The sequence below is a fragment of the Roseovarius amoyensis genome (assembly GCF_003260265.1).
In the GTDB taxonomy this organism is placed as follows: domain Bacteria; phylum Pseudomonadota; class Alphaproteobacteria; order Rhodobacterales; family Rhodobacteraceae; genus Roseovarius; species Roseovarius amoyensis.
The window spans coordinates 93,473-119,651 of the sequence record NZ_QITQ01000004.1; the positions used below are offsets into that span (position 1 = coordinate 93,473).

General features: G+C 63.6%; 24 protein-coding genes. 12 read left to right on the forward strand and 12 right to left on the reverse strand.

All coding sequences use genetic code 11. From position 1 onward, the window contains the following. The first annotated feature begins 5 nt into the window (after positions 1–5). The 4 genes from DL899_RS05650 to DL899_RS05665 all read left to right on the forward strand — a co-directional run bounded on the left by DL899_RS05650 (position 6) and on the right by DL899_RS05665 (position 2,572). The gene (locus tag DL899_RS05650; protein WP_239494621.1) at positions 6–500 is read left to right on the forward strand and encodes an LptA/OstA family protein; all 495 of its coding nucleotides are present in this window, start codon (positions 6–8) and stop codon (positions 498–500) included. After that, on the forward strand, positions 497–1,261 hold the full coding sequence (gene lptB, locus DL899_RS05655) for an LPS export ABC transporter ATP-binding protein (protein WP_111733009.1): 765 nt from the start codon (positions 497–499) through the stop codon (positions 1,259–1,261). The genes DL899_RS05650 and lptB overlap by 4 nt, the downstream gene beginning before the upstream one ends. Before the next feature lie 232 nt (positions 1,262–1,493). After that, positions 1,494–2,057, forward strand: coding sequence for a ribosome hibernation-promoting factor, HPF/YfiA family (gene hpf / locus DL899_RS05660; RefSeq protein WP_111733010.1), 564 nt, complete (start codon positions 1,494–1,496; stop codon positions 2,055–2,057). 50 nt (positions 2,058–2,107) lie between these two features. Further along, a complete protein-coding gene (locus DL899_RS05665; RefSeq protein WP_111733011.1) occupies positions 2,108–2,572 on the forward strand; it encodes a PTS sugar transporter subunit IIA in 465 nt (154 codons plus the stop codon). 7 nt (positions 2,573–2,579) lie between these two features. Here the strand turns inward: DL899_RS05665 and DL899_RS05670 are convergent, their stop codons facing one another. The 8 genes from DL899_RS05670 to cysQ all read right to left on the reverse strand — a co-directional run bounded on the left by DL899_RS05670 (position 2,580) and on the right by cysQ (position 11,656). After that, positions 2,580–4,007 (reverse strand): nodulation protein NodH, encoded by a 1,428-nt coding sequence (locus DL899_RS05670; protein WP_111733012.1) that lies wholly within the window; start codon positions 4,005–4,007, stop codon positions 2,580–2,582. Positions 4,008–4,013: 6 nt separating this feature from the next. After that, entirely contained in the window at positions 4,014–5,696 is a 1,683-nt protein-coding gene (locus DL899_RS05675; RefSeq protein WP_111733115.1) for a DUF5927 domain-containing protein, read from the reverse strand. Between the two features lie 38 nt (positions 5,697–5,734). Then, positions 5,735–6,721, reverse strand: coding sequence for a glycosyltransferase family 2 protein (locus tag DL899_RS05680; RefSeq protein WP_111733013.1), 987 nt, complete (start codon positions 6,719–6,721; stop codon positions 5,735–5,737). Positions 6,722–6,932: 211 nt separating this feature from the next. Continuing rightward, the gene (locus tag DL899_RS05690) at positions 6,933–7,955 is read right to left on the reverse strand and encodes a glycosyltransferase family 2 protein (RefSeq protein WP_111733015.1); all 1,023 of its coding nucleotides are present in this window, start codon (positions 7,953–7,955) and stop codon (positions 6,933–6,935) included. A gap of 44 nt (positions 7,956–7,999) precedes the next feature. Then, on the reverse strand, positions 8,000–8,983 hold the full coding sequence (galE, locus tag DL899_RS05695) for a UDP-glucose 4-epimerase GalE (RefSeq protein WP_111733116.1): 984 nt from the start codon (positions 8,981–8,983) through the stop codon (positions 8,000–8,002). A gap of 16 nt (positions 8,984–8,999) precedes the next feature. Continuing rightward, entirely contained in the window at positions 9,000–9,893 is an 894-nt protein-coding gene (galU, locus tag DL899_RS05700; RefSeq protein ID WP_111733117.1) for a UTP--glucose-1-phosphate uridylyltransferase GalU, read from the reverse strand. Positions 9,894–10,058: 165 nt separating this feature from the next. Then, positions 10,059–10,859 (reverse strand): 3-deoxy-manno-octulosonate cytidylyltransferase, encoded by an 801-nt coding sequence (locus DL899_RS05705; protein WP_111733016.1) that lies wholly within the window; start codon positions 10,857–10,859, stop codon positions 10,059–10,061. Further along, on the reverse strand, positions 10,856–11,656 hold the full coding sequence (cysQ, locus tag DL899_RS05710) for a 3'(2'),5'-bisphosphate nucleotidase CysQ (protein WP_111733017.1): 801 nt from the start codon (positions 11,654–11,656) through the stop codon (positions 10,856–10,858). The genes DL899_RS05705 and cysQ overlap by 4 nt, the downstream gene beginning before the upstream one ends. 135 nt (positions 11,657–11,791) lie before the next feature. On the opposite strand from cysQ, the gene DL899_RS05715 reads away from it, so the two are divergent. Further along, positions 11,792–12,613, forward strand: a complete 822-nt coding sequence (locus DL899_RS05715; protein WP_111733018.1) for an ABC transporter permease — start codon at positions 11,792–11,794, stop codon at positions 12,611–12,613. Then, positions 12,610–13,218, forward strand: a complete 609-nt coding sequence (locus DL899_RS05720) for an SH3 domain-containing protein (protein WP_162685512.1) — start codon at positions 12,610–12,612, stop codon at positions 13,216–13,218. Before DL899_RS05715 ends, DL899_RS05720 begins: the two co-directional genes overlap by 4 nt. Here the strand turns inward: DL899_RS05720 and DL899_RS05725 are convergent. Next, a complete protein-coding gene (locus DL899_RS05725) occupies positions 13,215–13,823 on the reverse strand; it encodes an alpha-ketoglutarate-dependent dioxygenase AlkB family protein (protein ID WP_111733020.1) in 609 nt (202 codons plus the stop codon). The two genes, DL899_RS05720 and DL899_RS05725, sit on opposite strands and share 4 nt — an antisense overlap. Before the next feature lie 210 nt (positions 13,824–14,033). On the opposite strand from DL899_RS05725, the gene dnaK reads away from it, so the two are divergent. The 3 genes from dnaK (at position 14,034) to radC (ending at position 17,988) form a co-directional block, all read left to right on the forward strand. After that, positions 14,034–15,950, forward strand: coding sequence for a molecular chaperone DnaK (gene dnaK / locus DL899_RS05730; RefSeq protein ID WP_111733021.1), 1,917 nt, complete (start codon positions 14,034–14,036; stop codon positions 15,948–15,950). A 61-nt stretch (positions 15,951–16,011) separates the two neighbouring features. After that, the gene (gene dnaJ, locus DL899_RS05735) at positions 16,012–17,166 is read left to right on the forward strand and encodes a molecular chaperone DnaJ (protein WP_111733022.1); all 1,155 of its coding nucleotides are present in this window, start codon (positions 16,012–16,014) and stop codon (positions 17,164–17,166) included. 54 nt (positions 17,167–17,220) lie between these two features. Beyond that, complete coding sequence (gene radC, locus DL899_RS05740; RefSeq protein WP_111733023.1) at positions 17,221–17,988, forward strand: RadC family protein; 768 nt, start codon at positions 17,221–17,223, stop codon at positions 17,986–17,988. A gap of 8 nt (positions 17,989–17,996) precedes the next feature. On the opposite strand, the gene DL899_RS05745 is transcribed toward radC, so the two are convergent. The 3 genes from DL899_RS05745 to secA form a co-directional block, all read right to left on the reverse strand. After that, positions 17,997–19,556 (reverse strand): phosphate ABC transporter substrate-binding/OmpA family protein, encoded by a 1,560-nt coding sequence (locus DL899_RS05745; protein ID WP_111733024.1) that lies wholly within the window; start codon positions 19,554–19,556, stop codon positions 17,997–17,999. Between the two features lie 23 nt (positions 19,557–19,579). Beyond that, complete coding sequence (locus tag DL899_RS05750; RefSeq protein WP_162685513.1) at positions 19,580–20,632, reverse strand: hypothetical protein; 1,053 nt, start codon at positions 20,630–20,632, stop codon at positions 19,580–19,582. Positions 20,633–20,737: 105 nt separating this feature from the next. Continuing rightward, entirely contained in the window at positions 20,738–23,440 is a 2,703-nt protein-coding gene (secA, locus tag DL899_RS05755) for a preprotein translocase subunit SecA (RefSeq protein ID WP_111733026.1), read from the reverse strand. 192 nt (positions 23,441–23,632) lie between these two features. Between secA and DL899_RS05760 the strand changes: the two genes are divergently transcribed. The 3 genes from DL899_RS05760 to mutT are packed head-to-tail and all read left to right on the forward strand — an operon-like array spanning position 23,633 to position 26,170. Further along, a complete protein-coding gene (locus DL899_RS05760; protein ID WP_111733027.1) occupies positions 23,633–24,484 on the forward strand; it encodes a peptidylprolyl isomerase in 852 nt (283 codons plus the stop codon). Between the two features lie 2 nt (positions 24,485–24,486). Next, on the forward strand, positions 24,487–25,716 hold the full coding sequence (argJ, locus tag DL899_RS05765; RefSeq protein WP_111733028.1) for a bifunctional glutamate N-acetyltransferase/amino-acid acetyltransferase ArgJ: 1,230 nt from the start codon (positions 24,487–24,489) through the stop codon (positions 25,714–25,716). 55 nt (positions 25,717–25,771) lie between these two features. Further along, positions 25,772–26,170, forward strand: a complete 399-nt coding sequence (gene mutT / locus DL899_RS05770; protein WP_111733029.1) for an 8-oxo-dGTP diphosphatase MutT — start codon at positions 25,772–25,774, stop codon at positions 26,168–26,170. Positions 26,171–26,179 lie beyond the last annotated feature (9 nt).

Sequence of the window (26,179 nt, forward strand, 5' to 3'; positions counted from 1 at the left end):
CCGACGTGTTTGACAGATTGACAGTATTCGCGGCCCTGGTCGCTCTGACCATCTCGGGTCCCGCCCTGGCGCAGGGATCGCAGATCGCCTTTGGCAACATGCAGCAGGACGGCAGCCTGCCGGTCGAGGTGACAGCCGACAACCTGGACGTCGACCAGACCGACGGCACCGCCGTCTTTACCGGCAACGTGCGCATCGGCCAGGGCGAGATGCGGCTTTCCGCACCGCGCGTCGTGGTGGTCTACAAGGATGACAAGAGCGGTATCGCCCGGCTGCGCGCCAGCGGCGGGGTGACGCTGGTCAGCGGCCCCGACGCGGCCGAGGCCGCGCGCGCCGACTACAACATCGACACCGGCATGATCGAGATGCAGGGCGACGTGCTGTTGTTGCAGGGCGCCAACGCGCTGTCGGCGGAAAGGATGACGGTCGATACCCGCGCAGGCACCGCGCGCATGTCGGGCCGGGTCAAGACCGTGATCCAGCAGGGCGAGGAGCAATGAGCGCCGCTGAATCCCGCCTGCACCTGGCACATCACAACCCTGGGCTCAGCGTGCAGTCGCTGCGCAAGAGCTACAAGAAGCGGGTGGTGATCCGCGATGTCTCGCTGGAGATGGAGCAGGGCGAGGTGGTGGCGCTGCTCGGGCCCAACGGGTCGGGCAAGACGACCACGTTCTATGCCATCGCCGGGCTGATCTATCCAGAGGGCGGACATGTTCTGATCGAGGGGCGTGACGTGACGCTGCTTCCGATGTACCGGCGCGCGCGGCTCGGCATCGGTTATCTGCCGCAGGAAATGTCGATCTTTCGCGGCCTGTCGGTCGAGGACAACATCATGGCCATCCTCGACATTTCCGAACGCGACCGCCACAAGCGCCGCGAACGGCTGGAGGAGCTGCTGTCGGAATTCTCGATCGAGCATCTGCGCCGCGTGCATGCTCTGGCCCTGTCGGGTGGCGAACGCCGGCGGGTCGAGATCGCCCGCTGCCTGGCCGCCAACCCCAAATACCTGCTGCTCGACGAACCCTTTGCCGGGGTCGACCCGATTTCGGTCGGCGATATCCGCCGCCTTGTCGCAGACCTGAGGACCCGCGGCATCGGGGTGCTGATCACCGATCACAACGTCCGCGAGACGCTGGAAATCGTCGACCGCGCCTATATCCTGCACGACGGCCAGGTGCTGATGTCGGGCAGTCCCGACGAGGTGGTCGAAAACGAAAATGTCCGCCGCGTCTACCTGGGCGACAGCTTTCGCATTTCCTGATCGAACCCCCGCGCATCCGGGCGGACAAGCACCATAGCGGATTGACAAGTGCCCGCGAAACGGCCGAGATTGAGATATGAGCTTTTGGGTTCCGACCTTTCGCTTCCGTGGCTTCGCATCATCCGTCTGGGGTGCATTATCCCTTAACATTTCAATGAGATAACAGGCCGGGCCATGTGCCGGGCCATGTCGCTCCGGAACACACGCCCCCCAACAACAACAAGGAGGCAAAATGCACTACAAAATCAGTGGAAAGCAGATCGACGTGGGTGACGCCCTGAAAACCCATGTGGAACAGGAGCTTGCCAGTGTCATTGAGAAATACGCCGATCGCCCGACGGATGCGCATGTGGTGTTTTCCAAGGAAGGGCCGGTTTTCGTGTGCGAGGCAATCGTCCACCTGTCGACCGGACTGACGGCCCAGGCCAGCGGCAGGGCGCATGAAATTTATGCCGCTTTCGACGCCTGCGGCGAGAAAATGGAAAAGCAGCTGCGCCGCTACAAGCGCCGGCTGAAGGACCATCACCGCGCTCGCGCCATACCGGTTGAACTATCAGAGGCATCCGCCTATATCCTCGCATCCGAAACGGAAGGTGAGGATTCGGAACCCGAAAGCCTGCAGCCGATTATCGTCGCCGAGATGGAAACCAGGATTCCGTCGCTTTCGGTTGGCGAGGCGGTCATGCAGATGGAGCTTGCCGGCGTTCCTGTCCTGGTCTTCAGAAATGAGGGGAAAGACGGGTTGAACGTGGTGTACCGCCGCGACGATGGCAATATCGGCTGGATCGACCCGTAACCAGTAATGTCGGAAGGTGCCGTGCAGGCACGTCCGCGGAGCAAAAATAGATGGACATTTCCATGATCCTCAAACCTGAGGCCGTCAGAGTATTGTCTGCGGTATCGAGCAAGAAGAGATTGTTCCAGGAACTGGGCACGATTGCCGAGGCCGCCTATGACGTCAGCCATACCGACGCCATCGACGCTCTGCAGGAACGCGAGAGCCTTGGCCCGACGGGCGTCGGCCATGGGGTCGCGCTGCCCCACGCCCGCCTTGACGGGCTGGACAAGGTGGTCGGCGCGATGGTGCTGCTGGAAAAACCGGTCGATTTCGACGCCGTCGACCGCCAGCCGGTCGACCTGATCTTTGCGCTGTTCGCGCCCGCCGATGCCGGGGTCGAACATCTCAAGGCGCTGGCACGGGTGTCCCGCACGCTGCGCGATACATCGCTGTGCGCCAAGCTGCGTTCCAACAGCGACCCCATGACGCTTTACACCATCCTGACAGAGGCGCAGGCGGTACAGGCGGCCTGACGCGCGTTCAGCCCCAGGGGCCGAACCCGAACAGCACGTAATCCTTGTGATAGACGCGCGCGGCGAGTTTTTCGACCTCGGCGTCATAGATGTCGGCCAGCGCAAAGGGGCTGTCGGCGGGCGCCGCCATTACGGCGGGCGCCTGCGCATACCCCGCGCCACGGGCCGGCCCCGGCAACGCGGCGGGCATCTCGTCCTCTCGTATCACCATGTCGGGCGCGGCGAACTGCGCCATACCCTGCAGCATCACGGCCTGGCTGGCCCAGTGCGGATCAACGCGGATGCCGGTTTGCCCGGCCAGGTTGGCGCGAAGGAATTCCAAAAACGCCACGAACGCCGCGCGGTGCGCATCGCGGTCGTATTCGTCACCCGGCGCACCAGCGGGAATCGGCAACTTGTGAACCTTGCGCAGCGTGTTGCGGATACGCGCAAACGCCCCCGGCCCGTCATGCAGGATACGGGCACAGAACACCGAATGGGCGCGCGCAAGCGGGTGGCGCAGCACGGTAAAGCTGCGATGCCCGACCCGCGCCTGCATCCACTGGCGCAGTTCCTTCTGGCTCATCTGGGTGGGCAGGGTGTCAGGCGCCACACCGTCGAGCGCCGCAAGCCAGGCCATGACCTCGGCCTCTGGTCCGCCGCGCACCGGCATGAACAAGAGCGGCGCATGCACCCCGGTCACAAAGCCGGGCACCGCCGCGCCGCGCCGGGGCTCGAAATTCGGGGTCCGCGACAGGTTGAAGCGGTCGAAACCAGCAAGCGCGCGCTCCATCTCGCGGAAATTGATCACCTTTTCCGACAGCGGCGACGGGTTCTGTTTCTTCAGCGATCCGTCCAGCTTTTCCAGCCGCTCGTCAGACCCCAGGAATGCCGCCAGCCCGTTCATCACCGCCACGTCCTGCAGATGCTCATAGGCCAAGTAGAACGCTGTCTGCCCCGTCATCTGCAACCGGTGCAGGATGCGTTCCTGAAACCCCTGCAGAGCGGCGACATGGGTTTCGAACTCGGCCGCGTCAAAGCGAATGCGGCTGTCTCTGCGGCGCTTGACGTTGGTCAGCTTCCATTGCCCCGTGGCCTGCGCGATCTTCCACGACACATAGCTTTCGGCGGGGTTGCGTGTCAGCACGATCTTGGCACAGCGCGGATCGTCCAGACAGACCGCCAGCGCCCGCGGGTCGTGATCGTTGAAAAAGCGAAAGCCGCCCATTCCCGGCCCGCCTTCGCGGATGGCGCGGATCAGGCGCAGGGGGTCGGCCTCGCGTTCGGGCTGGGTGATGCCCAGCAGCTCGGTCTTGTTCGGATAGCCGATGAAATGCGGGTTGAATGCCTCGCCGTGGCAGTGAAAGCCCTCAAAGGCGTTCAGGTTTGCCTCCAGAAAGTTGGAGCCGGTGCGCATGTCCGCGAACACCACGAAATAGTCAAAACGTTGCGCCATTCCGGGTTACCGAACCAGATAGGGTTTCGGTTTCGTATGCTGCGGCTCGTTCTGGTCCTGCGCCACCGGGAAATCGCCCATCAGATAGGGGTGCATGCCCTGGTTTTTGAGGTTTTGCAGGAACTGGCCAAAACCGGTCAGATCGGCCATTTTCGGCACCTCCGCCAGCCCGGTCTGATTATGCTTGCCGATCTCGTCGATGATGGTCTGCAACGGCTCCATCGGGGCCTCGATGAATTCCGCCAGCGTCCAGATACGGATGCGCGCCTTTGACCATTCCGAGCGTAGCGTATCCAGATGCTTGCGTTCGGTATGCTGCAGGAACGCGGCCTTGTTTCGGATTTCCGAAAAATTCTCGTTCGACTTGAACAGCGGGATCGCCCACGCCCCCGAGATCACCGAAATCTGGGCGTTCGGGTCCATGGCGATATTCCACTCGATGCCCTTGATATGGTCGCGCGGACCAATCTGGAAACACTGCCGTTCACCGCGCGTGTTCCAGATCAGGTTGGTCAGGAACGCCCATTTGTTGTAGTCGCGCAGCTTGGCGCTGTCGCTGAGCGCACCATTCATAACCGTCTGCCCGTCCGAAAATTCGGCCCGCTCGGGCGCGAACAGGTGGCCATGCACCCGCGCCCCGGTCATCCGCGCCAGCCAGGTTTCGAAATTCTCGAACAGGTCGCTGAACCCCTCGAACACCGAATAGGGCGCGCAGGTCAGGTTGATCTCGCGCCCTGGCGCGGGGAACCGGCTTTGCATGTACAGCCCCGGCCGCCCCCGCGTCCGCCGCTCGACCGCCTTGGAAAAGATGCGGTCGATTTTGCCGGGGTTGGGTTCGGTCCGTTTCATGGCGCCGTCCTGATCGGTCAGAAAGGCCTGATACAACCGGTCGGCAAAGGGCCAGATCTTGCGTGCGACGAAACAGTCCGAGCGCCGCAGCAACTGCAGGTGATCGTCGTAGAAAATGTGCGGCTTGCCTTGATAGTCAAACTTGGACAGGGTCAGTGACCGGCTTTCGATCCGGCGGGAATAAAGCCGCGCCAGAGTCTGGAAATAGCTTTCGTCAGGTATCCAGACACGCCGGAAATAACTGTCATACACCTTGCGGTCGGGGTCTTCGAGGATGGCCGACAGCGTCTGCCGGGTCAGGCACCACCACTGGCTGCCCATATGCGGCACGATGCCGTTGGGTATCTTGCGTTTGAATCCGATGCGGCGCTGGAATTCGACATATTTGTCGAACAGATAGCGGTTGCGCCGCCACGAAAACGGGAACCGCAGGGTAAAGCGTTCCTCGTCCAGCCCGCCGATGGTCCAGGGCACATCCGCCGTAGTGGCGGATTCGATGAAATCGGTGGTCGGGCGCTCGGCCAGGTAGTCGATAAGTTCCTGCACCGGCCTGAGCGGCAGACACGCCCCCGATGCCAGGTAGACATGACGCACATTCGGAAAATCGCGCAACATCACCTCGGACGCGGCCTGCGTTGCCGCGACAAGGCCCCAGGTGCCCCATTCGCAACGGTGGCGCCCCACGAAACGGATATCGGGCAGATCGGACAACGACCGGACAAAGGCGTTGTAGGCCTTGGTCGGCACCGCGCGGTCGACGTGAAAGACAATCGGACAGCCCGATGCCGCCCAGTGTCGCGCCACCTGTTCGGCACGGTCGAAAGCGGTATGCACCAGCATGACGATGCCGACGCCCGCGCCTTTGTCCGCCCCCTCGTTCACGCCCAGTTACCTTTCGACATCAGGCCCAGTATCTCTAGTTGACGCCAGTTTATATATTTTTCCGACCAATTGCACCAAAGCTCTGGATTATCGCGGATGTTTTCGGCGTAGGCCTTGTATTCGACACTGCCGGAATAGTGCTGCCGGCGCTCCAGTTCCTCTTGCGCCTTGGTGGTGAAGGTGTCGAGAAACTTGGTGTGCAGCAGAACCCCGCTGGCACGTTCGCCGCCCCACTGGTCGTAGGTCAGGTTGAGACCCCGTGGCAACAGCGTGTGGGCCGAACTGACATAGGCATAGCGACGGTCCCACTTGACCAGCGGTATCTTGTTGAGTGCCGGCGCCTTTTTGGGCTGGCCGGAAAAGAAGACGCGCGCGCGCGGCCCGCCCTGAATCCACAGGTTCCAGTATGACGGATTTCGCTCGATCATATAGTTGCCGGGGTCGAACCAGGCGGCAATCTCGATCGGGTCCTGCCCCTGGCTATAAGGCACCGCGTCGATCCGGCCCTTGGGGTACATGTCCAGCAGCATGGCGCCGAACGAGCGCACGCCGGAAACGTCCAGCCAGTCGGTCAGCGCCCGGATCGGCCTGGTATCGCAAAACGGATAGACGAACAGCTCGTCCGGATCGGCCACCAGCGTCCAGTGCCCATGCCCATAGCGACGCTGCAACCAGTTCAGCCAGTCGACACCGAAACGCGACCGTTTGTAACTGGCGCGCGTTGTCCACAGCGATACATCAGGCTGACCGGTCAGGAATTCGCGCCCGCCATCGTCGCTGTCGTTATCGACCATCAGGAAATGCGCCACGCCCAGCTTGCGGTAATAGTCCAGGAAATAGGGCAGGCGCACATGTTCGTTGCGAAAGGTCGAAAACAGCAGGATGTCGCCGGGCCGGATCTTTTCGGTGCGTTCGCGCACCGGGTTGAGCGCGAAATGCTTGCGGTACGCCCGGATATGGGCGCGCCTTCGGCGTAGCCGCATGATATAGGATTGCCAAACGCTCACTGTCTGTCGCCCTGCCGTTTCACCGCGCCGCCGTCGAACCCTGGGCCGTGTTGGTCAAGATTTGCCCAGTCCCGGCGGTTCGTCTGCTCATGCCGCCCGTTCCATTGCATTTTTTCGAACCTGTCCGCGTGGCTTACCATAAGCGCACAGCCGATGTTGGCAATATCGCACCTGCCCCGAACGCCAGTCATACCCAGTTGCCCCGCGACATCAGCCCCATCGCCTCAAGCTGGCGCCATCCGGTCAGACGGCTGGAACGCTCGCACCACAGGTCGGGGTTGTCAGCCAGCGCGTCGTAATAGTCGTCGTAAAGCGCGCTGTTGGCGAAATGTTCGCGCCGCGCCTTTTCCTCGGCCGACTTGGCGACGATTTCTGGCAGGAACTTGGTGTGCAGCAGGATGCCGGACGTCTCTTCACCGCCATCCTCGTCATAGACCCGGTTCAGGTGCCGGGGCAGCAACGCATGGCTGGAGTTCACATAGACATGGCGCCAGTGCCATTTCACCAGCGGCACCTTGTTCATCGTCGGCGCGCGTCGCGGGTTGGCGCCGAAGAAGCAGCGCGCGCGCACCCCGCCCTGAATCCAGAGGCTTTGCAGGTGCGGCTGCTTGCGGATGGTATAGTTGCCGCGGTCGAACCAGCATAATGTCTGCATGGGGTCATCGCCGGGCTGGTAGGTCTGCGTGCCCAGCGGTCCCTTGGGGTAGAGGTCCAGCATCAGCGTGCCGAACGATTGCCTGCCGGTCCGGTCCAGCCAGTCGGTCAGCGCCGGCAGCGGCCTTGTGTCGTGATGCGGATAGATCAGTATCTCGTCGGCATCCAGCATCAGGCACCAATGGCCATGCGCATATTGCGACTGCAGCCATGTCAGCCAGTCCAGCCCGAACCGCGACAGCCGGTAACTGTGCGGCGTCGACCACAGCGACACATCGGGTTGCGCCGCCAGGTAATCATCGGTGCCGTCATCGCTGCAATTGTCGACGAACAGGAAATGCGCCACGCCCAGCTTGCGGTGGTGTTCCAGGAAAAAGGGCAGCCGGGCGCTTTCGTTGCGCACGCTCGACACTGCCAGGATGTCATCGGGGCGGATCTGCGCGGTGCGGTCGATCACGGGGGTCAACTGGCGGCGCTTTCGCAGCGCGCGATACAGCAGGCGGCGGCGCTTCCAGCGCTGCCTGTACCTGATCGCCGCCTCTGTCCGCCAGACCATTGGACCCGTTAACCGCTCTTGTCTGCCCGAAAAAAGAGTCGGGCCTATTTTTCGTAATGTCCAGTCCGGTGCCACGCCCACGCATCTGCAATCATCTGTGGCAGGGCCGACCGTTCGGGCGACCAGCCCAGTTCGGCCGCGGCGCGCGTCGAACCGGAAACCAGCTTGGTGCAGTCCCCCGGCCGGCGCTCGCCCTCGATCACCGGTACCTCGCGGCCGGTGGCGGCGTTGGCGTGCTCGATCACGTCGCGCACCGTAAAGCCGGTGCCGGTGCCCAGGTTGAACACGCGGCTTTCGCGGCCCTGTTCCAGCCAGCGCAGCCCCAGCAAATGCGCCTCGACCAGGTCCATCACATGCACGTAGTCACGAATGCAGGTTCCGTCGGGCGTATCGTAATCGGTGCCGAATATGGTCAGCGCATCGCGACGCCCGTCGATGGCATCCAGCACCAACGGGATGAGATGCGTCTCGGGCCGGTGAAATTCGCCTACCTCGCCATCGGGGTCGGCCCCGGCGACGTTGAAATAACGGAATATGACGTGTCGCAGCCCGTGAGCAGCCTCGAAATCGCGCAACATGTCCTCGATCGCGCGCTTGGACGACGCGTAGGCGTTCACCGGGTCCAGGCGGCATTTCTCGTCCAGCACCACGTTGTCCTGTTCGCCGTAGACCGCGCAGGTCGACGAGAACACGAAATCGAGACAGCCGGCATCGACCGCCGCCTGCAACAGGGTGACGCTGCCGGCAACGTTGTTCATCCAATAGGCGCCGGGGTCGCGCATGCTTTCGCCGACCTGACTGAGCGCGGCGAAATGCATGATCGCGGCGGGCCGGTAGGCGGCAAGAACCTGGTCCAGCCGCTCTCGGTCGCGCAGGTCACCCTGCTCGAAGGGGCCGAACTTTACGGCCTGCTCCCAGCCGGTGCAAAGGTTGTCATAGGTGATCGGCGTATAGCCGGCGGTCTTTAGCAGCTTGCACGCGTGAGAGCCGATATAACCGGCGCCGCCGGTGACGAGGATATTGGTCACGGCTTTGCCCCCGCTGTCACTGCGCCGCCTTTTCGGCGTGGACAAGATCGTTCAGGAACGTCCACAGATCGTCACGCAGGTCGTCGCGCGCCAGGGCAAACGCGACGGTGGCCTGCAGGTAGCCCGATTTCGAGCCACAGTCGAAACGCTGCCCCTCGAAACGGAAACCATAGACCTCTTCGCCCGAGTCGCGGGCATCGGCGATGGCGTCGGTCAGCTGAATCTCGCCCCCCGCGCCGGTGCGTTTCTTGTTGAGCTTCTGCAGCACCTTGGGCGTCAGGATGTAACGTCCGATCACCGCCAGGTTCGAAGGCGCCTCGCCAAGGGCGGGTTTCTCGACCATGCCTTTGGTCGAGACAATGCGCCCCATGTCTTCCTTGATATCCAGGATACCGTAGGACGACGCCTTTTCCGGCGGCACCTCCATCGCGGCAACTATATTGCCTTGGGTTTCCGCGAACGCCTCGACCATCTGCGCAAGACAGGGTTTTTCCGCCGCGATGATGTCGTCGGGCAAGATCACCGCAAAGGGTTCGTTTCCGATCAGCCGCCGCGCACACCAGACCGCATGACCCAGCCCCAGCGGCCTGTGCTGACGCATATAGGCGATCTCGCCGCTGTCCATATCAGTGCTCTTGAGCAGTTCCAGCAGCTCGGTCTTGCCCTTGCGGCGCAGTTCCTGTTCCAGTTGGGGTGCGTTGTCGAAATAATCCTCCAGCGCGCCCTTGCCGCGCGAGGTGACAAAGATGAATTCCTTGATGCCGGCGGCGCGCGCCTCGTCGATGGCGTATTGCACCAGCGGACGGTCAACCAGGGTCATGATCTCCTTGGGCACCGATTTCGTCGCCGGCAGAAATCTCGTACCCAGCCCCGCAACCGGAAAGATCGCCTTGGTTACCTTGGTCCGCATCGTCTGCTCCTGATCTTGCTTTTTCCCCGACTGATACACGAGATCACCGCGGAACACACTGGCCCGTCGCCATTTCTTTGACTTTTTTGCTCAAATACACACGCAACCAGTCGGCACGCAAGGACCGCGCACAAGACCCGCCCCTGAACGCCAGCTGACCCGGTCTCAGGCCATGCCCATCTCGCGCATCATCGTCTCGATTCGCTCGACGTCGCCGGGGTTGTTCAGCTCCCAAAAGCGGCGGCCACGGGCGTCGACCTCGACGCACAGCACCGCGCGCCCGTTTTCCATGAAACGCAGCTGTTCCAGCCCTTCCAGCCCCTCAAGCGGCCCCACCGGCCAGCCCGGATAGGCCGACAGCGCATCGGGCCGGTAGGCATAAACGCCGACGTGATGAAACACCGGCGTGCGTTCATCATCGCCATAAAGGCGCCCGGTATAGGGGATCACCTCCTTCGAGAAATAGAGCGCGTGGCGGTTGAGATCGAAAACCGCCGTCGTGCCGCCGACGCAACCGGCGGCGCGATCCTCCAGGAACCCGCGATGCGCGGCACCGTCGCAGGCCAGCACCGGCGTCGCCACCCCGGCGGCGGGATCGGCGCGCAGGCCCTCGATCAGGTCTTCGACGAACCAGGGCGGCGTCAGCGGCGCGTCGCCCTGCAGATTGACCACGATGTCATGGCCGCCGCCCAGCGCGGCGTGCGCCTCGGCGCAGCGTTCGGTGCCGTTGCGGCAGTCCGACGACGTCATCACCACCTCGGCGCCGAACCCGTGCGCGGCATCGGCAATGCGCGCGTCATCGGTCGCCACCACCACCCGGTCGGCGCCATTGGCGGCGCTCGCGGCCTCCCAGCTGCGTTGGATCAGGCTCTTGCCCTCGCCGGTGGCGCCGGTCAGTTCAACCAGCGGCTTGCCCGGATAACGGGTCGAGGCATAGCGCGCGGGGATGACGACAAGGACACTCATGACGCAGGTTTCAGCTCCACGCCCGGGGCAAGGGCGATAAAGAACGGGTTGGCATACCCTTCCTTGCCATAGGCCAGCGGCGTGTGGTCGTCAAAGCGCACCACCTGCCCGCCGGCCCCAGCCAGCACCGCGTGCCCGGCGGCGGTATCCCATTCCATCGTCCGCCCCAGCCGGGGGTAAAGATCGGCCTCGCCGGTGGCGACCAGGCAGAACTTGAGCGACGATCCCGCGCTTTTCATGTCGCGTACGGCATAGCGGGCGATATAGGCATCGGTGGCCTCGTCCCGGTGCGATTTGCTGGCCACCACCATCAGCGCGTCATTGTCGGGCGCAGAGACTTGGATCGGCGTCACCTCGCCCCGGGTTTCGGCATCGAACGGCCCGGTCTCTTCGACCGTGCTGCCATCGGCCAGAGTATAGAACATCCGCTCCCGCGCCGGGGCATAGACGACGCCGCGCACCGGCGTGCCATTTTCGACCCAGGCGATGTTGACGGTGAAATCACCACGGCGGCGGATGAATTCCTTGGTCCCGTCCAGCGGATCGACGATCAGAAAGCTGTCCGCCCGTTCGCTGTGCGAGGCGGCCTGTTCCTCGGTCACCAGCGTCACACCGGGAAAGGCCGCGCGCAACCCGGCCGAGATCAGCGCGTCGGCGGCCTCGTCCGCCTCAGTCACCGGGCTTTCATCGGATTTCACTTTCACCTCGAAATCCTCTGAATTGTAGATTTCCATGATCCGGTTACCGGCTTCGATGGCCAGGCGGCGGGAAACCGTGGCGAATTCTGCGTAATCCAAGAAACTGCTCCGATATGCTTGTTGTCACGCGCCGCGATGTTGCGGGATCGCGCGCCAACCCTTATGATACGAAGCTGACGGGTCGGCAAGAAACCCGTGCGACCGTACGGGCAGGTTTCAAGGCGGCAGGGCCTCATGTTTCAATACACCAGACCGAGATCGACAATTCAGTCCGCCTTTATCATCGGCGAACTGATCTATCACACCACGGTCAGAAAGGTCCGCAACACCCACAGCAACGCCTTTATTGCGTTGCTCGTGAACATGTTGCAGGCGGTGGTGCTGGTCGCGGCCTTCTACGTTCTGTTCACGGTTCTGGGGCTGCGCGGGGCCAAGCTGCGCGGCGATTTCCTGCTTTACGTCATGTCGGGGGTGTTTCTCTACATCACCCATGTCAAGGCGGTCGGCGCGATCGCGGGGTCTGAATCGCCCGCCTCGCCGATGATGCAGCACGCGCCGATGAATACGATCGTCGCGATCGTGTCCGGCGCGCTCAGCGTGCTTTACATCCAGTCGCTGTCGCTTTTCACCATCCTCTTTATCTATCACGTCGTGTTCACGCCGTTCGAGGTGGCGCAGCCGATCCTGGCCTTTTCGATGTTCCTGCTGGCCTGGTTCACCGGCTGCGCGGTGGGGCTGGTGCTGTTGGCGGTCAAGCCGTGGTTTCCCACCTTCGTGTCGGTCTTTACTCTGGTTTATCAGCGCGCCAACATGATCGCCTCGGGCAAGATGTTCGTCGCCAACTCGCTGCCGCCGATGATGGTCAGGGTGTTTGACTGGAATCCGCTCTTTCACACCATCGACCAGGCGCGCGGCTTTGCGTTCGTCAATTATTTCCCCCGCAATTCCAGCATCGATTACCCGGTCATTATCGCCCTGGTGCTGGTCATGGTGGGGCTGATGGGCGAATTTTATACCCGGCAACACGTCTCCAGCAGCTGGGGTGCACGCCGTTGATCCGTGCCGCGCTAATCTGCCTCTTGATGCTGATGCCCGCCGTTGCGGCGGCGCAGGCGCTGCCGGCGCTCTATGATGTGACCGGCGTGGCGGTGCACGATACGTTGAACGTGCGTGCCGGGCCATCGACACGTTTCGAGGTGCTGGCCAAGCTGCCCTCAGACGCCGCCGGGATCGAAGTCGTCGATACCGATGTCAGTGGCGAATGGGGCCTGATCAATATCGGCGAAGGGTCGGGCTGGGTCGCGCTCGACTACATGGCGCGGCGGCCGGGTCAGCCAGGCGACCGCCTGCCCAATGACCTGATCTGTTCGGGAACGGAACCGTTCTGGTCCTTTCGCCTGACGCCGGACGACAAGGCAACGTTCACCCGGGACGAAACCGAAACGGCGCTGCCCAGCGTCCTGACCGTGCAATCCGAGAACCGGACCGACCGCGCCGCGCTGTTCGCAGACGGCGGCGCGGTGGTCGTCACCGCGGTACTGGGCCGGGCCCTGTGTTCGGACGGTATGAGCGACCGCGCCTACGGGCTGGGCATCGACCTGCTGGTCACCGACAAGGCCGAAGTGCGCGTCTATTCCGGTTGTTGCAGTATCGCACCCTAATCAACCACCCGCAGCGTCAGGTTGATGCGCCCGCCGCCATTCAGCAGCGTTGATGAGCCAAAACGGATACGATCGACCCCGTGATAGGCCAGCCGCGCCGCGCCCCCCATCACCACCACGTCGCCCGACCGCAGCCAGACCGACGCCGTCTTGCCCCCGCGCGTCGCACCACCCATGCGAAACAGCGCCTCGTCGCCCAGCGACAACGACACCACCGGCCAGCTGAAATCGGCCTCGTCCCGGTCCTGGTGCAGGCCCATGCGCGCGCCCTCGCCGTAATAATTGACAAGACAACAGTCGGGGTCGCGCCCCGCGCTGGCAAAGCGGCGCCAGATACCCAGCACCGAGCGCGGAATCTCGGGCCAGGGGTGCCCGTCGGGATGATGGCGTTCATAGCGATAGCCCGAGCGGTCTGAATACCAGCCATACCTGCCGGCCGACGTCATCCGCACCCGCATCGGCCGTCCATAGGGTGTCATCGGCGAAAACATCGGCGCCGCCGCCGCCACCTCGCGCAGATCGGCCACCAGCGCCCGTTGCGCGGCGCGGTCCAGCGCCTCGCGGAAGATCCTGAATCCCCTGACGATCTCGGCTGGCTGCATCATTGCGCTCCCGTTGTCGCGATTTACCGACGTATTCAATACACTTTTGCCCAACCCGCTGTCATTGCTGCGCTTGCAGGGCGCAGGTGGCCTGCCTATATACGCCGGGAACCGCAGAGCGGATCCAGTCCGCTTTGCCCCGGTATCGGGGCCGGATGCCGAAATGGGTCCGGCTTTCGTGAAAATCGCCTTAAGAAGAAGGGATCAAATATTATGGCCAAAGTGATCGGTATCGACCTCGGCACCACCAACAGCTGTGTTGCCATCATGGACGGGGCCCAGGCCCGCGTGATCGAAAACGCCGAAGGGGCGCGCACGACCCCCTCGATCGTCGCATTTGCAGAAGATGAACGCCTTGTCGGGCAGCCGGCCAAGCGCCAGGCGGTCACCAACCCCGAAAACACCATTTTCGGCGTCAAGCGCCTGGTCGGCCGTCGCCTGACCGATGCAGAGGTCGAAAAAGACCGCAAGCTTGTGCCATTCAGCATCGTCGATGGCGGCAATGGCGACGCCTGGGTCGAGGCCCGCGGCGAGAAATACTCCCCCAGCCAGATTTCGGCCTTCATCCTCGGCAAGATGAAGGAAACCGCAGAAAGCTATTTGGGCGAAGAGGTCAAACAGGCCGTCATCACCGTTCCCGCCTATTTCAACGACGCCCAGCGGCAGGCCACCAAGGACGCCGGCAAGATCGCCGGTCTCGAGGTGCTGCGCATCATCAACGAACCGACCGCCGCGGCACTGGCCTATGGGCTGGACAAGGAAAACACCCACACCATCGCCGTCTACGACCTCGGCGGCGGCACCTTCGACGTGACCATCCTTGAAATCGACGACGGCCTGTTCGAGGTCAAGTCGACCAACGGCGACACCTTTCTTGGCGGCGAAGACTTTGACATGCGCATCGTCAACTACCTCGCCAACGAGTTCAAGAAAGAGCACGGCGTCGACCTGACCCAGGACAAGATGGCGCTGCAGCGCCTCAAGGAAGCCGCCGAGAAGGCCAAGATCGAGCTGTCCAGCACCTCGCAAACCGAGATCAACCAGCCCTTCATCTCGATGAGCTCGAACGGCCAGCCGCTGCACATGGTGGTCAAGCTGACCCGCGCCAAGCTGGAAAGCCTGGTGGGCGACCTGATCCAGGCCTCGCTCAAGCCGTGCAAGGCCGCGCTCAAGGATGCCGGGCTGAATGCCAGCGACATCGACGAGGTGGTTCTGGTCGGCGGCATGACCCGTATGCCCAAGGTGATCGAGGAAGTGACCAAGTTTTTCGGGAAAGAGCCCCACAAGGGGGTCAACCCCGACGAGGTGGTCGCAATGGGCGCCGCCATCCAGGCCGGCGTGCTGCAGGGCGACGTCAAGGACGTGGTTCTGCTGGACGTGACGCCGCTCAGCCTGGGCATCGAGACGCTCGGTGGGGTCTTTACCCGCCTGATCGACCGCAACACCACGATCCCGACCAATAAATCGCAGATCTTCTCGACCGCCGAGGACAACCAGTCGGCTGTGACGATCCGCGTCTTCCAGGGCGAGCGCGAAATGGCCGCGGACAACAAGATGCTGGGCCAGTTCAACCTCGAGAACATCCCGCCGGCACCTCGCGGCATGCCGCAGATCGAGGTGACCTTCGACATCGACGCCAACGGCATCGTTTCCGTGTCGGCCCGCGACAAGGGCACCGGCAAGGAGCAGAAGATCACCATCCAGGCATCCGGCGGCCTGTCTGACGAGGACATTGATCGCATGGTCAAGGAGGCCGAGGCCAACGCCGAGAGCGACAAGGAGCGGCGTGAACTGGTCGAGGCCCGCAACCAGGCCGAAAGCCTCATCCATTCGACCGAAAAGTCGATGGAGGAACACAGCGACAAGGTCGACCCGACCACCATCGAGGCGATCGAACTGGCCGTGGCCGCGCTCAAGGACGACCTCGAAAAGGACGATGCAACCGCCGACAAGATCCGTGCGGGCATCCAGAACGTGACCGAGGCCGCGATGAAGCTGGGCGAGGCCATCTACAAGGCCAGCCAGGACGAGGGCGACGAAGGTGAGCCCAAGGCCACCGATGCCGGCCCCGGCGAAGACGACATCGTTGATGCCGACTTCGAGGATCTCGACGACGACAAGCGCGCCTGAACGGCGCGGCGGTCGGCGGGGGCCATCGGCCCCCGTCTGACTCTGCCAAAGGAGATCCGAAATGGCCAAGCGTGACTATTACGAGGTACTCGGTCTTTCCAGGGGCGCGTCGGCCGAAGAGATCAAGAAGGCCTATCGCAAGAAGGCCAAGGAACTTCACCCCGACCGCAACAAGGACAATCCCGACTCCGAAAGCGAATTCAAGGAGGCGGGAGAGGCCTACGACGTACTGAAAGACCCCGAAAAGAAAGCTGCCTATGACCGCTTTGGGCATGCGGCATTCGAGGGGGGCATGGGCGGCCCGCGCCCCGGTGGCGGCGGCATGGGCGGCGGCGGACAGGGCGATTTCGCCAGCGCCTTTTCCGACGTCTTCGACGACCTGTTCGGCGATTTCATGGGCGGCGGGCGCGGCAGCAGCCGCCAGCGCGCGGCGCGCGGGTCGGACCTGCGCTATAATCTGCGGATAACCCTGGAAGAGGCCTATGCCGGGCTTCAGAAAAGCATCAGCGTGCCCAGCTCGGTGATGTGCGACGCCTGCAATGGCTCTGGCGCCGAGGGCGGCGCCGAACCCACCCCCTGTCCGACCTGTTCGGGCATGGGCAAGGTGCGCGCGCAGCAGGGTTTCTTTACTGTCGAACGCACCTGCCCCACCTGTTCGGGGCTGGGCCAGATCATCAAGAACCCCTGCAAGGTTTGCCACGGCGCCGGGCGGATCGAAAAGGACCGCACCCTTAGCGTCAACATCCCGGCAGGGGTCGAGACCGGCACCCGCATCCGCCTGGCCGGCGAGGGCGAGGCCGGCATGCGCGGCGGACCAGCGGGCGACCTCTATATCTTTATCGAGGTCGCGCCGCACGATCTGTTCCAGCGCGAGGATCGCAACCTTTTCTGCCGGGTGCCGGTGTCGATGACCACGGCGGCACTGGGCGGCGACATCGAGGTGCCCACCATCGACGGCGGCCGCAGCCGGGTGAAGATCCCCGAGGGGTCGCAATCCGGCCGGCAGATGCGTCTGCGCGGCAAGGGCATGCCGGGCCTGCGCGGCGGGCCCAATGGCGACATGTTCATCGAGCTTGCGGTTGAAACCCCGGTGAACCTGACCGCACGGCAAAAGGAACTGCTGCGTGAATTCGACGGGCTGAGCGAGAACAACAACCCCGAAAGCCGCAGCTTTCTGTCCTCAGTCAAGAATTTCTGGGACAGCATGAAAAGCTGACAGGGCACGGTGCGGTTAACCAATCGCTAACCAAGGATGCGTCATGCTGGCGACATGACGCATCCGACCGGCCTTTCCGACAGGGCGCTGCCGCTTTTCGACAGCGATGAATGCCACCCAGCGAACGGGGCGGCATCCGCGCCTGCACAGCCCTCTTATATCCGCGATCACCGCAAACGGCTGCGCGACCGCTTTCTGGCCGGTGGCGCCGACGCCCTGCCCGATTACGAGATGCTGGAACTGGTGTTGTTCCGCGCCATTCCCCGCCGCGACGTCAAACCGCTGGCGCACGCGCTGCTGGATTCGTTCGGCGATTTCAGCGGCGTGCTGTCCGCCCCCGCGCACCGCCTGTCGGCGATCGACGGGGTGGGCGAGGCGGTGATCTGCGAATTGAAGGTGGTCGAGGCAGCGGCGCACCGCCTGTCACAGGCCCGCATCCGCCGGCGACATGTGCTGTCATCCTGGGACGCGCTGCTGGATTACTGCCGCACCACCATGGCCCACCGCGCGACTGAACAGTTCCGCGTCTTTTTTCTTGACCGCAAGAACACGCTCATCGCCGACGAACAGCAGGCGCAGGGCACGGTCGATCATGTCCCGGTCTACCCACGCGAGATCGTCAAGCGGGCACTGCTGCTGGACGCCAGCGCACTGATCCTGGTGCACAACCACCCCTCGGGCGACCCGACCCCGTCACAGGCCGACATCGCCATGACGGCACAGGTCGCCTCGGCGGCCGAGGCACTGAGCATCGTGCTGCATGATCACGTCATCATCGGCCGCTCGCGAGAGCTCAGCTTTCGCGCCGAGGGGCTGCTGTAGGCCCCGCGCTACTGCACCCAGACTTCGACCCGTCGGTTGATCTGGCGGCCCCAGGCGCTGTTGTCGCAGGCCATCGGCATCGCCTCGCCGAATGCCACCGCCTCCAACGCGATGCGTGACAGGTTCGCCGTCTCGGCGGCCTCGATCACCGCGTCGCGCACGGCCTCGGCGCGTCGCCTGGAAATCTGCAGGTTTGCCCCGGCAGACCCCCGGCTGTCGCTGAAGCCCACGAAAACCAGCCGCCGCGCATCGTAGATACCGGTTTCCAGCGCCCGCGCCAGTTGCCGCACGTTCGAGCGCGACTGCGCATCGAGCCGCACCGAACCGGCCTCGAACCGGAAACTGGTGGTCAGCCGGCTGAGCGGGGTCAGAAACGTCGTCATCTCCTGCAACGTTTCCAACCCGGTTTCCTCGCCCGCCCCGGCGATGGCATTGGCCAGCCGGTCGCCCTGCGCGGCCAGCGGTATCTCTTCGGGCGCCTGGTCGACAAAACCGGCCCGGCGGATGACAAGCTGCGCGGCGGGTTCGTCGAGATAGGACAGGAATTCCCGCACCAGCTTGGGAAAGCGGCGCGCCGGCAGGTACAGGAACATCGGCGCGGTCAGGGGGTAATCCTCGGTCTTGACCGCCTGCCGCGTGGCCCGCAGGGCGAAACCGCATTCGCCCCTGATCGCCGCCTCGCGCGCATCGCCCACCTCGGCCCGGCTGGTTACGCCCAGCGCAAAGGGGTCGGCCGCCACTGCCTGCGCCAGCCCCGGCCCGGCCGGATGGTGCGTGACAGTCTCGGCAAGAACGGCTTGGGCGGGTTTCAATATCCGGTCTTCGGTCGCCTGGCCCAGACCGGTGCCGGCGGCATGCACATGCACCGCGACCGGCGCATCCGGCCCGCCCAGCGCCTGCCAGTTCACGATCTCGCCGGTCAGGACGCCGGCCAGCTCGTTCATCGACAGCGACTGCACCGGGTTCGACGGCGCCACGACCGGCACCAGCGCATCCAGCGAGATGACCCGGACGGCCCCGCGCGCGGTGAAATCGCCCAGCCCCGCCGCGGCGGCGCGCTCGGCCTCTTTCGGGCGAACCTCGCGCAGCGACAGGGCGATGTCGGCCATGTCGGCCAGAAGATCGGCAAAACCTTCGTCGGAATTGTTCAGCCGAATGATGAACTCACCCAGGATCCGACCCGTTTCCCGGTCAATGATCGCATGGACGGTTTCGGCATCGGACAAATCCCTGCGTTCGACCCGGTGGCCGTTGCGGACCGCGAACGCCTCGATCAGGGCCGGCATCAGCACCCGGCCCACCCCCGGCGCGCCCGACAGGGTGATGCGGGCAATGAAATCCTCCAGATCGGGGCAGCCGGGCCCATCGCACAGCACGCCCGACCCGTCGACCGTCAGTTCGCCATAGACCGTGTCGACGCGATAGAACTCGCCGTCAAAGCCCAGCAGGTTGCCGGAAATCTCGACATTGCCGTCGCGCGACGTCAGGATCACGTCCTGCGCCGCCGCGGAGATCGCACCAAAAAGGAAAAAAAGTGCGGCGAAGGTCGCCGCACGAATGATCGCCATGAAATCCCCCTCGGCGCAACACGTCAGTTGCGGGCGATATTCAGGTCATCGAACAGGTTTTTCAACACCAGATAATCGCCCACGGTGTCACAGCCCGGCATTGCCAGAGTTACTTCGCGCAGCTGCATGCGTGAAATACCGTGTTTTTGCAACGCCTGCGCCTCGACATCCTTGCCGCAGTTGCTGTCCATCACCTCGATTTCCAGCGACAGGCGAACATCCCCGTCGACCAGCGCCGTGCCAGAGGGGAAGGTATATACCTCGGCCAGCATCGGCTCGAATACATCTGGGGCGCCCAGCCGGGTGACAAACCCGCCTTCGCCGCGCGCCGCATCGGCCATGCCGCGGTCGGCACCGGCCCAGATGTGGCCATCATCGTCATAATCCGCGCCATATTCCAGCGCGTGAATCTGCAGCCCCTCGGCACCGCGCCACTGCACGACGGCACGGTCGTAATATTCCAGCGTCTCGACATCGGCCTGCGCAACCGCGCTGGCGCCCGACGCGAAGGTGGCGATAAAGACCGCCTTTTCGCTCAGCGCCGGCACGGTGATCTCGGCCTTGCCCGCATCGTCGGTGGCGTCGGCGAACATCATGCCGTTGTGGTGCAGCGAGAAGCGCTCGTTCATCAGGCAAGGCGCAGAAATCGACAGACGCACCATCGCCGCGGCGACGGGCTGGGCGGTAAACGCGATTTCGCAGCCAAAGGCGGGGGCGGGCTCTTCCTGCGGCAGGGGGGCGTCAAGGGCGGTATCCTGCACATCGGCCAACGATGCCAGCGTTACCGGCTCGTCCGGCAACAGCTCGGGCTGCGGCGCCGTTTCGGGCGGAATCGGCGGCTCTGCCATCACTGCTGCGTCGGATATCACGGCCATGCCGGCGTCATCCGCCTGCGCCGGTTCCGTCAGCACGCCCGACGGCACCGCCTCGGTCACCGCGCTGACCGAGGCAACCTGCACCCCGGGGTCCGTGGCGCCCTGGCCGGGATCCTTGACATAGGTCTGCATGACGAAACCCACCCCGAACGCACAACCTAGCGTTCCCAGGATGGTTACAAGTCGTTTGACGCTGAACATCGCGCTCTCCCACTCCTCTTGACCCAGTTGGCAGGTCTAGAACGGGAAAATGGCTGCGATGGGGCGGTCAGGTGATCTGATTTTGCTGTTGATGTGGCGGCCGGTTCAGGCGAACCGGCCGTGACAATGCTTGAATTTCTTGCCCGAACCGCAGGGGCAGGGCTGGTTGCGGCCGGGATTGCCCCAGGTTGAGGGGTCGTTTTCATCGAACCCTTCGGCGGTGGATGCCTCCTGCACGATCTGGCCGGTCTTTTCCAGCTCGGTCGCCGCCGCCATCGTCGCGCGCTGACGTTCGATTTCCTGCAGCATTGCCTGCTGCTCATCCTCGGTCATCGGGCGGATCTGGGCCAGCCGCTTGGTGACGTCATGGCGCAGGCTGTCCAGCATGGTCTCGAACAGGTGGAACGCCTCGTTCTTGTACTCGTTCAGCGGATCGCGCTGCGCGTAACCGCGGAAACCGACGACGCTGCGCAGGTGTTCCAGCCGCAGCAGGTGTTCGCGCCACTTGCTGTCGATGGTCTGCAGCAGGATCTGCTTTTCGATCGAGCGCATGCTCTCGGCGCCGAACTGGGCGGTCTTTTTCGCCATCATCTCGTCGGCGGCCTTTTCCAGCCGCTCGGTGATCTGTTCGTCGTCGACGCCCTCTTCCTGGGCCCAGTCCCTGACCGGCAGATCAAGGCCAAGCTGTTCGCGCACCTCGGCGTCCAGCCCCTCCATGTCCCACTGGTCGGCATAGGTCTTGGGCGGCATGAACCGGTCGACCAGATCGTCGATCACCTCGCCGCGCATGTCGTGGATGATCTCGCTCAGGTCGTCGGCCTTCATGATGTCGAGACGCTGCTTGAATATCACCTTGCGCTGCTCGTTCATCACGTCGTCGAATTTCAACAACTGCTTGCGGATGTCAAAGTTGCGGCCCTCGACCTTGGCCTGCGCGCGCTCCAGGCTCTTGTTCACCCAGGGGTGGATGATCGCCTCGCCATCCTTCATGCCGAGGCCCGACAGCACCTTTTCCAGTCGTTCAGAGCCGAAAATGCGCATCAGGTCATCCTCGAGGCTGAGGAAAAAGGCCGACCGCCCCGGGTCGCCCTGACGGCCCGACCGGCCGCGCAGCTGGTTGTCGATGCGCCGGCTTTCGTGGCGTTCGGTGGCCAGAACGAACAGGCCGCCCGCCTCTTTCACCGCCTGTTCGTCGGCGGCGTGGTCGGCCTCTATCCGCTTGCGAATTTCCTCGGGGTCGGCGTCGGGTTCGGCCGCGATCGCCTTCATGATCTTGAAATCGACGTTGCCGCCCAGCTTGATGTCGGTGCCGCGCCCGGCCATGTTGGTGGCGATGGTCACCGCGCCCAGCTTGCCCGCATCGGCGACAATCTCGGCCTCTCGTTCGTGCTGGCGCGCGTTCAGGACGTTGTGCTGCACGCCCGCCTTTGTCAGCAGCTCGCTCAGGATTTCGGATTTCTCGATCGAGGTCGTACCGACCAGAACCGGCTGCTTTTTCTCGTGCGCCTTCTTGATCGCCTCGATGATGGCCTCGAACTTGTCCTTCTGGCTGCGATAGACGGCGTCGTCCTGGTCGATCCGGGCGATGGGCAGGTTGGTGGGCACCTCGACCACGCCCAGGCCATAGATCTCGGCAAATTCCTCGGCCTCGGTGGCGGCGGTGCCGGTCATGCCCGCCAGTTTTTCGTAAAGCCGGAAATAGTTCTGGAACGTCACCTGCGCCAACGTCACGTTTTCGGGCTGAATCTCGCAGCCTTCCTTGGCCTCGATGGCCTGGTGCAGCCCTTCGGACAGGCGCCGCCCCGCCATCATCCGGCCGGTGAATTCGTCGATCAGCATCACCTGGTTGTCGCGCACGATATAGTCGCGGTCCTTGAGGAACAGCTTGTGCGCGCGCAAGCCCTGGTTGACGTGGTGAACGATTGTGGTGCTTTCGGGCTCATAAAGCGACTGGCCCTCGGGCAGGATACCCGCCTCGGTCAGCGCACCTTCGAGGAACTCGTTACCCTCGTCTGTCAGGGTGACGTTCTTGGTCTTTTCGTCGAGCGTAAAATGCTCTTCCGTCAGCATCGGGATCAGCTTGTCGATGGCGACATACAGATCGCTGCGGTCCTGCGCCGGACCCGAGATGATCAGCGGCGTGCGCGCCTCGTCGATCAGGATCGAATCGACCTCGTCCACGATGGCGAAATGGTGGCCGCGCTGGTTCATCTCGGCCAGCGACGATTTCATGTTGTCGCGCAGATAATCGAAACCCAGCTCGTTATTGGTGGCATAGGTCACATCGGCGGCATAGGCGGCCTTCTTTTCCGCCTCGGGCTGTTGCGGATAGATCACCGAGGTGGTCAGACCCAGCGCGCCGTAAACCTTGCCCATCCATTCCGAGTCGCGCTTGGCCAGGTAGTCGTTGACCGTGACGATATGCACGCCCTTGCCAGTCAGCGCATTCAGATAGGCAGGAAAGGTGGCGACCAGGGTCTTGCCCTCGCCGGTCTTCATCTCGGCGATGTTGCCCTGGTGCAGGAATATCCCGCCCATCAGCTGCACGTCAAAGGCCCGCAGGCCCAGCGCCCGGCGCGCCGCCTCGCGGCAGTTGGCGAATGCCTCGGGCAGCAGGCTGTCCAGGCTTTCGCCATTGGCGATCCGCTGTTTGAAACTCTCGGTCTTTTCAATCAGGCCCGCATCGTCCAGGGCCTCGAATTCGGGCTCCAGCGCGTTGATCTTTTCGATCAGCGGGCGCGTCGCCTTGACCTTGCGGTCATTGTGAGTTCCGAAAATCTTTCGGGCGACGGTCTTGATACCCAGCATGTTCTGTCCGTTCCGGTCATTGGTAGGGACATGAGAGGCAATCGCTTGCCCCGGCCCCGGCACACCCCTAGAACGGGGCCAGAAGGGCGGTCCTGCCACCTTGCCAAGGCGATGTAAGGGGCCGTTGTTAGAGTGTCAACGTTAACAGGCCGCCGCAGCCATGCGCCGGCCAGCAAAGGACCGATTATGCCGATGCCCCTCCGTTCCCTGATTGCCGGCGCGCTGGCCGCAGCACTGATGGTCGTCCCCGCCGCACAGGCGCAGGACGCACCCGATCCGGCCACCGTACTGGCCACCGTCAACGACACCGAGATCACGCTCGGCCATGTCATCGCATTGCGCGCCGAATTACCGCCGCAATATGACCAGTTCCCGGCCGAGATGCTGTTTCAGGGCATCCTCGACCAGCTTATTCAGCAGACCCTGCTGATGCAGTCCTTCGAAGGCGATCCGTCGCGCCAGGCCGAGATCCTGCTGGAAAACGAACGCCGCGCCGTCATCGCCGGCGAGGTGATCGCAGAACTGGTTGGCCAGGGCATCGACGAAGCGGCGCTGCAGGCCGCCTATGACGAACAATACCCGGCCAACACGGACGAGCTGGAATACCACGCCGCACACATCCTGGTCGAAACCGAGGAAGAGGCTCAGGCGCTGATCGCCGAGTTGGCCGATGGCGCCGACTTCGCGGAACTGGCGCGCGAGAATTCCACCGGCCCCTCGGCCACCGTTGGCGGCGACCTGGGCTGGTTCGGTGAAGGCGACATGGTTTCCGAATTCTTTGACGCCGCTTCCGCGCTGGAGCCGGGCGAGGTGTCCGCCCCGCTTGAGACCCAGTTCGGCTGGCATGTCGTCAAGCTGGAGGAAACCCGCAAACGCGAACGCCCCGATCTGGAAACCGTGCGCGCCGAGCTGGAGGAACAGCTGCACACGCTCGCCCTGACCGCCCGTCTGGAAGAGCTGACCGAGGCCGCCACGATCGAGCGTGCCGACCCTGCCAGCATCGACCCCGAAGCAATCAACGATCGCAGCATCCTGGAAGACTGACGATGGCCAGCATTACCAAGCGTTCCCCCCTCGCTCCCGAGGGGTTCCCGGCCCTGCCTGAAATCGGCGGGGTCAGTTTCGCCACTGCTGAGACGGGGGTGCGCTATTCCGGGCGCGACGACGTGATGCTGGCACAACTGGCCCCCGGCACCGCCATTGCCGGGGTCTTTACCCGGTCGGCCACACGGTCATCGGCGGTGCTGGATTGCCAGAAAAAGATCGGCTTTCATTCCAAGGCCAGCGCCGCGATTATCGTCAATTCCGGCAATGCCAACACCTTTACCGGCCAGCACGGCGAAGAGGCGCTGCGCGCGGTCACGTCAGAGGTGGCGAAAACCCTGGACGTGCCCGAGGCGCGGGTCTTTTCATCCTCTACCGGCGTTATCGGTGAAAAGCTGCCGCACGAGCGCATCACCGCAAAGCTGGCGGAACTGCGTGACAAGCTGTCGCCCGGCGGCATCGAACAGGCGGCGCGCGCGATCATGACCACCGACACCTTTCCCAAAGGCGCCGGTACTACGGTCGAGATCGACGGTCAGCCGGTGCGCATTGCCGGCATCGCCAAGGGGTCGGGCATGATCGCGCCGGACATGGCGACGATGCTGGTCTACATCTTTACCGATGCCGCCATCGAGCGCCCGATCCTGCAATCGCTGGTCTCGGCGCTGAACCAGACCACGTTCAACTGCATCACCGTCGACAGCGATACCTCGACCTCTGACACGCTGCTGGTTGCGGCGACCGGCGCGTCAGGCATCCGCGTGACTGAACACAGCATGGCCTTCATGGAGGGGCTGCGCCGGGTGATGCTGGACCTGGCACAACAGGTCGTGCGCGATGGCGAGGGCGCGACGAAGTTCGTCACCGTCTCGGTCACCGGCGCATCCAGCGACGCCGACGCGCGCACCCACGCGATGGCCATCGCCAATTCACCGCTGGTCAAGACCGCCATCGCCGGCGAAGACCCGAACTGGGGCCGCATCGTCATGGCTGTGGGCAAGTCCGGCGCGCCCGCCGACCGCGATACGCTGGCGATCTGGTTCGGCGACATCCCGGTGGCCACCAACGGCTGGGTCAGTCCCGACTACCGCGAGGCAGACGCCGCGCAATACATGAAGAACCCCGAGATCACGATCCATGTCGATCTGGGTCTTGGCGGCGGCTGCGCGATGGTCTGGACCTGCGATCTGACTCACGGCTACATCGATATCAACGCCGACTACCGGTCATGACGCGGCAGCAATCGCAGGGAAAGTGTGCACCGGTTTTCAGCCCGGGATTGCGCCCATGAAAATCGTGCTGGTCTCGGCCGTTGCGCTGATCGACATCGACGGCCGCGTCTTGCTGGGTCAGCGCCCCGAGGGCAAGTCGATGGCCGGCCTGTGGGAATTTCCCGGCGGCAAGGTCGAACCCGGCGAAACGCCCGAGGCAGCGCTGATCCGCGAACTGCACGAAGAGCTGGGTATCGACACCTGGGCAAGCTGCCTGGCGCCGCTGACCTTTGCCAGCCATGCCTATGACGATTTCCACCTGCTGATGCCGCTCTTTGCCTGCCGCAAGTGGCAGGGCACGCCGCAATCGCGCGAGGGACAGGCGTTGAAATGGGTGCGTCCGAACCAGTTGCGCGACTATCCGATGCCACCCGCCGACATTCCGCTGATCCCGATCTTGCGTGATTGGCTCTGATCTCGCGCT